Genomic DNA, 7,264 nt, shown 5'->3' on the forward strand with positions numbered 1-7,264 from the left:
TCCGCGGAACTGCCGGAGCCGGCTCAGACGGCGAGCAGCTCCGTGGCGAGCAGCTCGGCGATCTGGATGGCGTTGAGCGCCGCGCCCTTGCGCAGGTTGTCGTTCGCCACGAACATCGCCAGGCCGCGCCCGCCGGGGACGGACTGGTCCGTGCGGATGCGCCCGACGAAGCTGGGGTCCGCGCCCGCGGCCTGCAGCGGCGTGGGGACGTCCGACAGCTCCACGCCGGGGGCCTCGCCCAGCAGCTCGGTGGCCCGCTCGGGGCTGATGGGCCGGGCGAACTCGGCGTTGATGGCCAGCGAGTGACCGGTGAACACCGGCACCCGCACGCAGGTGCCCGCCACGGCGAGCTCGGGCAGCTCGAGGATCTTGCGCGACTCGTTGCGCAGCTTCTGCTCCTCGTCGGTCTCCCCGGAGCCGTCGTCGACGATCGAGCCCGCCAGCGCCACGACGTCGAACGCGATGGGCGCGACGTACTTCTGCGGCTCCGGCATGGTCACGGCGGAGCCGTCCACGGCCAGCCTGGTGAAGTCCTGCTCGACGGCGGCACGGACCTGGCCCGCGAGCTCCTGGACGCCGGCGAGGCCGGAGCCGGACACGGCCTGGTAGGTGGAGATGATCAGGCGCTGCAGGCCGGCCTCGCGGTCGAGCACCTTCAGCACCGGCATGGCCGCCATGGTGGTGCAGTTCGGGTTGGCGATGATGCCCTTGGGGCGGTCCGCCATCGCGTGCGGGTTCACCTCGGAGACGACGAGCGGGACCTCGGGGTCCCGGCGCCACGCGGAGGAGTTGTCCACCACGACGGCGCCGGCGGCCGCGAACCTCGGCGCGTACTCCCGCGACGCCGTGGCGCCGGCGGAGAAGATCGCGATGTCGATGCCGGTCAGGTCCGCCGTCGCGACGTCCTCGACGACGACGTCCTCGCCGCGGAACGGCAGCGTCTTGCCGGCGGAGCGGGCCGAGGAGAAGAAGCGGACCTTGGCCGTGGGGAAGTCCCGCTCGGCGAGCAGGGTGCGCATGACCCCACCGACCTGGCCGGTGGCGCCGACGACGGCGACGGTCAGGCCGGGACGCCCGGGCGCCTGCTGGGAACCTGCTGCGGTGGTGGTCATCGTCCGGTCCCTCCGTAGACCACGGCCTCGGTCTCTTCGGCGTCGAGGTCGAATGCGGTGTGGACCGCGCGCACGGCGTTGTCGAGGTCCTGCGCGCGGGTGACCACGGAGATGCGGATCTCCGAGGTCGAGATCATCTCGATGTTGATGCCGGCGGCCGAGAGGGCGCCGAACAGCTTGGCGGAGACGCCCGGGTGCGAGCGCATGCCGGCGCCGACCAGCGAGACCTTGCCGATCTGGTCGTCGTAGCGCAGCTCCTGGTACTGCAGCCGGTCGTGGGCCGCCTCGATGGCCTTCAGCGTGGCCGGGCCGTCCGCCTCGGGGAGCGTGAAGGAGATGTCGGTCAGCCCGGTCGCCTGCGAGGAGACGTTCTGGACGATCATGTCGATGTTCGCGTCCGCCGAGGCGACGACCTCGAACAGGTGCGCGGCGGTGCCTGGCACGTCGGGCACGCCGACCACGGTGATCTTGCCCTGGCTGCGGTCGTGGGCGACGCCGGAGATGATCGGGTCTTCCATGGCTTCCTCCTCGGACCCGGTCGCGACAGGGCTGTCGGTGATCCAGGTGCCTTCCTTGTTCGAGAACGACGAGCGGACGTGCAGCGGCACCTCGTAGCGCCGGGCGAACTCCACCGCCCGCAGGTGCAGGATCTTCGCGCCCTGGGCGGCCAGCTCGAGGGTCTCCTCGAAGGTGAGCTGGCCGATGTGGCGGGCGCTGGGCACGATGCGGGGGTCGGCGGTGAACAGGCCGTCGACGTCGGTGTAGATCTCGCAGACGTCGGCGTGCAGCGCCGCGGCCAGCGCCACGGCGGTGGTGTCCGAGCCGCCCCGGCCCAGCGTGGTGACGTCGCCGAGCTCGTTGACGCCCTGGAAGCCGGCGACGATCGCGACCTGGCCGTCGCGGACGGCGCGGCTGACGCGCTCCGGCACGACGCCGGTGATGGACGCCTTGCCGTAGCGGGTGTCCGTGCGCAGCCCCGCCTGCTGGCCGGTGTACGAGCGGGCCTTCACGCCCTGCTTGTTGATCGCCATGGCGAGCAGTGCCATGGAGATGCGCTCGCCCGCGGTGAGCAGGATGTCCATCTCCCGGGCCGGGGCGTCGTCGGTGATCTGCGCCGCGAGGTCGAGCAGGTCGTCGGTGGTGTCGCCCATGGCGGAGACGACGACCACGACGTCGTTGCCCGCCTGCTTGGTCTCGACGATCCGCCTGGCGACGCGCTGGATGCTGGCTGCGTCCGCGACGGACGAGCCACCGAACTTCTGCACGACGAGGGCCACGAGGGTTGCTCCGGGAGGGAGTGCGGTCGCGGGTCCGACGACGTCGCCCGCGGTCTGACCGCACCATCCTAGGGACGTCTCATGTGCCGGTCTGCGCCAGATCCGGATGATGGACGCCACACCTGCCCAGAGGCGCGGGTCGGCGCAGGCCGGGGCCGTGACGGCGCCGAGGGGCCGCGCCGGACATGACGAACCTCACGCGCGTGCGGACGACGCACGCCCGAGCGGCCGTCATGCACTCGGCCGTCATGCACTCGGCCGTCATGCACGAGGGGTGGTCGTCATCCTACGAGAGGGGCCGTCAGCCCCAGTTCTGGTCGATGGTCTGCCAGCCGAGCCGCACGATCAGCACCCCGACGACGACGATGAAGATGACTCGGACGAACCCGCTGCCCTGCGCGACTGCCATGCGCGCCCCGATGTAGGCGCCGACGAGGTTGGCGGTCCCCACGATCAGCCCCAGCGCCCAGAGCACGGCGCCGTGGGGCACGAAGAAGACGAGGGCGCCCAGGTTCGTGGCGAAGTTGACGATCTTGGCGATGGCCGAGGCGGGCAGGAACGCGTAACCGAGGACGCCGACGAGGGAGATGACGAGGAAGCTGCCGGTGCCGGGCCCGAGCATGCCGTCGTAGGCGCCGATGAGCAGGCCCAGCCCGAGCGCGGCGCCGACGTGCCGGTTGCCCTCCCAGCGCAGCGCGGTGCGCCGGCCGACGGAGGGGCGCGCGAGGGTCCAGGCGGCCACCACGACGCACGCGACCAGGATGATCGGGGTGAACGCCTCGGAAGGGATCCGGCTGGCGATCGCGGCGCCGCCGATCGCCGCGGCGAACGCGGCCGCCGCCATGGGGGCCGCCGTGCGCAGGTCCGGGCCGACCCGCCGGTAGTACGTGACCGAGCTGATCGAGGTCCCCATGATGGAGCCGACCTTGTTCGTGGCCAGGGCCTGCAGCGGCGTCACGCCGGGCACGAGCAGCAGGGCCGGGAGCTGGATGAGCCCGCCCCCGCCCACGACGGCGTCCACCCAGCCGGCGGTCAGGCCGGCGAGGACCAGCAGGACGATGGCGAGGGCGTCGATCTCGGGGGGCACGCAGCGCATCCCACCACGTCAGGGCGCCACCGCCCGCCACGTCCACCCGCGTGCCGCGCTCGGGTCAGGACTCGATGCGCCGCCGGCCCTCGAAGGCGCGCCCGAGCGTGACCTCGTCGGCGTACTCCAGGTCACCGCCCACCGGGAGGCCGGAGGCGAGGCGGGAGACGGCGATGCCCATGCCGCGCAGCATCCGCGCCAGGTAGGTGGCGGTCGCCTCACCCTCGATGTTCGGGTCGGTGGCGAGGATGACCTCCTCGACCTCCCCGTCGGCGAGCCGAGTCATCAGCTCGCGGATGCGCAGGTCGTCCGGCCCCACGCCGTCGATCGGGTTGATCGCCCCGCCGAGCACGTGGTACCGGCCGCGGAACTCCCGCGTGCGCTCGATCGCGACGACGTCCTTGGCCTCCTCCACGACGCACAGCACCGTGGGGTTGCGCCGGGGGTCCTCGCAGATCCGGCAGCGCGGGCCCTCCGAGACGTTGCCGCAGATCTCGCAGAACCGCACCTTCTCCTTGACCTGGGTCAGGGCGTGCACGAGCCGGCCGACGTCCTCGGCGTCCGCGGACAGGATGTGGAACGCGATGCGCTGGGCGCTCTTGGGACCGACGCCGGGGAGCCGGCCGAGCTCGTCGATGAGGTCCTGGACGGCGCCCTCGTAGACCCCGGCCAACTACACCACCCCCTGCGGGGGCAGCGAGATCTCCTCGATGACCTGCCCGCCGAGCACCTTGGCGACCAGCGGCGCGCCGACCAGGCCCGAGCCCTCGGCGTCGGGGTCGTCCAGCGACGCGACGTCGTCGGCCGGCGCCACCCGCGGGCGCGGTGCGGGTGCCGGCCCGCCGGACGCGGACGGACGCCCTGCCGGGCCGCGGGCCGCCCCGGGCGCGGACGGGGCCGCGGCAGGGGCGGAGAGCGCCGCTGCGGGAGCGGACGGCGCGGCGGGCGGCGTCGAAAGGCCACCGGGCGCGGACGGCGCGGGGCGAGCCGGAGCGCCGGCGGCGGGCGCGATCGGGCCGGCGTCGTCGAAGTACCCCGGGCCCGGGTCGTCGTCCACGGGCTCGGTCGGCAGCGGGTAGTCGTCGGCAGGCGCGGGCGCCGCGTGGTCCGGCCCGGCGTGGGCGGGTGCGCGGCCCGCGGGCCTCCGGTCGTCCCCGACGCCGGCCTGGGCGGCGGGGCCGGGCCGCGGGGGGGTGCCGGGCTGCTGCGCCGCACCGGTGCCGCGCCAGCTCTCCCGGGCGCTCTCGACGGCGCTCGGCGGGGTGACTGCGCTGGGCACGGAGCCGGCGGGCGCGGTGCTGGAGGCGCTCGGCGCCGTGCCGGCGGGGGCCGGCATCCCGGGGGCGCCCGACCCGTCGCTGGCGATGGCGTCGATCCGGACGTTGACGCCCAGCGTCTCGGTCAGCGCCTGCTGGACCGGGGCGGCGTGCGGGCCGCTGCGGAAGGCGGTGGCGAGCCCGGGCGTGGTGAACACCAGCCGGAGGACGCCGCCGGAGACCTCGCCGACCTGGGCGTTCTGCGACACGAGCGTCCACGTCGACCGCTTGAGCCGGGCGAGGGTGGCCACGACCTCGGGCCAGCGGTTGCGGATCAACTCGGCGTCGACGCCGCCGCCCTCCTGCGCCGTCGGGCGCGCGGCCGCCGGCGCGGTCGTGGCCGCGGGCGGGGCCGCGGGCGCCGCCGGACCTCGTGGGGCCGCGGGCGCCGTCCCCCGGGGGCCGGACGCTGCGGGCACCGCGGCGCCCGGGCCCGCCGGGGCGGGCACGGCGGCGCCCCGGCCCGCCGTGGCATCAGCTCCGCCACCGGGGCCGGCCGCTGCGGCGGCGGGACGCGCCACCGGCGCGGAAGCCGCCTCGCTGCGCGCGGGTGTGTCCGCCGGGCGGTCCGCCGACGCCGGGGCCTGAGCCGCCGCGGCCGCCGCCGCGGCGGCGTCCTGGTCGCGCGCCGGGCCCGGGGCGGCCGCGACCGGCGGCACCCCCGCACCTGCGGCCGGCGCGACCGGCGGCGGCGCCGCACCCGCGGCTGGCCGCACCGGCACGCCGGAGGCGACCTCGCGCTCGAGGCGGTCCAGCCGGGCCGCGTACCCCAGCGCCGCGTCGTCCGCGCCCGGCAGGAGCAGCCGGGCGCACAGCAGCTCCAGCTGCAGGCGGGGGGACGTCGCGCCCGTCATCTCGGTCAGGGCGTCGTTCACCAGGTCCGCCGCGCGGGAGAGCTCCGCAGGGCCGAGATGGGCGGCCTGGGTCCGCATCCGCTCGAGCTGGTCCTCGGGCATCCCGTGCAGAGCGGCGGTGGCCTGCTCCCCGGCCATCGCGATGACGACGAGGTCGCGCAGGCGCTGCAGGACGTCCTCGACGAAGCGCCGCGGGTCGTGGCCCGAGCCGATGACCCGGTCGACGACCTTGAACAGGCTGGCGCCGTCGCGGGCCGCCAGCGCCTCCACCACGGAGTCGAGCATCGCCGCGTCGGTGTAGCCGAGCAGTGCGACCGCGCGGTCGTAGCCGAGCACACCGTCCTGCGCGCCCGCGATCAGCTGGTCGAGCACCGAGAGGGTGTCCCGGACGGACCCGCCGCCGGCGCGGATGACCATCGGCAGCACGCCGCCGCCCACCTGCACGCCCTCGGTGGCGCACAGCTGCTCGAGGTACGCCAGGAGCCGCTCGGGCGGCACGAGCCGGAACGGGTAGTGGTGGGTGCGGGACCGGATGGTGCCGATGACCTTCTCGGGCTCCGTCGTCGCGAAGATGAACTTCACGTGCGGCGGCGGCTCCTCCACGATCTTCAGCAGCGCGTTGAACCCGGCCGACGAGACCATGTGGGCCTCGTCGATGATGAAGATCTTGTAGCGGTCGCGGGCGGGCGCGAACGCGGCTCGCTCCCGCAGCTCGCGGGCGTCGTCGACGCCGCCGTGGGAGGCGGCGTCCATCTCCACGACGTCGATGGACCCGGCGCCGCCGCGCGCCAGGTCGACGCAGGAGGCGCAGGTGCCGCAGGGCGTGTCCGTGGGCCCCTGCGCGCAGTTGAGGCAGCGGGCGAAGATGCGCGCCGACGTCGTCTTCCCGCACCCCCGCGGGCCGGAGAAGAGATAGGCATGAGTGACCCGGTCCGCGCGCAACGCCGCCATGAGCGGGTCGGTCACGTGCTCCTGCCCGATGACCTCCTGGAAGGTCTCGGGCCGGTAGCGGCGGTACAGAGCGGTGGTCACGCACAGACCCTAACCGGGGCCGCTGACACGTGGCACGCACCGCGAGCAGCGCCGGTGGACGCAAGGGACCCCCCGTGCACCCGCCAGAGCTCACCTACCCTTGCTGCCTTCCGGCCCTGGGGGAGTTCGGCAAGATGACGCCGCACGAGGGGTCGCCAAGCAGTCTAACGGACCAGGGGCGCACGCCCGCAAACTCGCCGGTGACAATGATGCCCGCGCTACAGAGTTCGCCCGGCACCCGTCCGGCACCTCGGGCCCGAGGGCGATACGCGGCCGTCCGGCGACGGGCAAGCCCAGCCCCGTGATCCGGGTGGCCGCCCGGCGGCGACGCACCGCCGAACGACGGCGCCGACGGCGCCCCTCGGCCGCGTGCCAGGGCCGCCGGGCAGGGGTGACGGTGACCAAGAGCACGCCCGCGCACACCGGTGGGCGGTCGATGAGGCTCGGCGCGTCGGGTACTCTCGACACCTGAAAGTCTGCCGCAAGGCGTCTTTCCCCAGGAGGATTCGCCTAGTGGCCTATGGCGCACGCTTGGAAAGCGTGTTGGGTGCAAGCCCTCGGGGGTTCGAATCCCCCATCCTCCGCC

5 protein-coding genes, 1 tRNA gene and 1 other RNA gene are annotated in these 7,264 nt (G+C 74.6%); 1 reads left to right on the plus strand and 6 read right to left on the minus strand.

Features of this window, described 5'->3' with window-relative positions:
- Positions 1 to 23: 23 nt before the first annotated feature.
- The 6 genes from ACF0H8_RS20955 to ffs all read right to left on the minus strand — a co-directional run bounded on the left by ACF0H8_RS20955 (position 24) and on the right by ffs (position 6,835).
- A complete protein-coding gene (locus tag ACF0H8_RS20955; RefSeq protein ID WP_395290774.1) occupies positions 24 to 1,112 on the minus strand; it encodes an aspartate-semialdehyde dehydrogenase in 1,089 nt (362 codons plus the stop codon).
- The gene (locus tag ACF0H8_RS20960) at positions 1,109 to 2,389 is read right to left on the minus strand and encodes an aspartate kinase (RefSeq protein ID WP_395290775.1); all 1,281 of its coding nucleotides are present in this window, start codon (positions 2,387 to 2,389) and stop codon (positions 1,109 to 1,111) included. The genes ACF0H8_RS20955 and ACF0H8_RS20960 overlap by 4 nt, the downstream gene beginning before the upstream one ends.
- Before the next feature lie 301 nt (positions 2,390 to 2,690).
- The gene (locus ACF0H8_RS20965) at positions 2,691 to 3,476 is read right to left on the minus strand and encodes a TSUP family transporter (RefSeq protein WP_395290776.1); all 786 of its coding nucleotides are present in this window, start codon (positions 3,474 to 3,476) and stop codon (positions 2,691 to 2,693) included.
- Positions 3,477 to 3,540: 64 nt separating this feature from the next.
- Positions 3,541 to 4,149: a recombination mediator RecR gene (gene recR / locus ACF0H8_RS20970; RefSeq protein WP_395290777.1), complete on the minus strand. Its 609-nt coding sequence runs from the start codon at positions 4,147 to 4,149 to the stop codon at positions 3,541 to 3,543.
- A complete protein-coding gene (locus tag ACF0H8_RS20975) occupies positions 4,150 to 6,678 on the minus strand; it encodes a DNA polymerase III subunit gamma and tau (protein ID WP_395290778.1) in 2,529 nt (842 codons plus the stop codon).
- A 60-nt stretch (positions 6,679 to 6,738) separates the two neighbouring features.
- An RNA gene (gene ffs, locus ACF0H8_RS20980) (signal recognition particle sRNA small type) lies at positions 6,739 to 6,835 on the minus strand.
- A 342-nt stretch (positions 6,836 to 7,177) separates the two neighbouring features.
- Here ffs and ACF0H8_RS20985 point away from each other — a divergent pair.
- A tRNA-Ser gene (locus tag ACF0H8_RS20985) sits at positions 7,178 to 7,262 on the plus strand.
- Positions 7,263 to 7,264 lie beyond the last annotated feature (2 nt).

Source organism: Georgenia sp. AZ-5 (assembly GCF_043952095.1).
Classification (GTDB): Bacteria; Actinomycetota; Actinomycetes; order Actinomycetales; family Actinomycetaceae; genus Georgenia.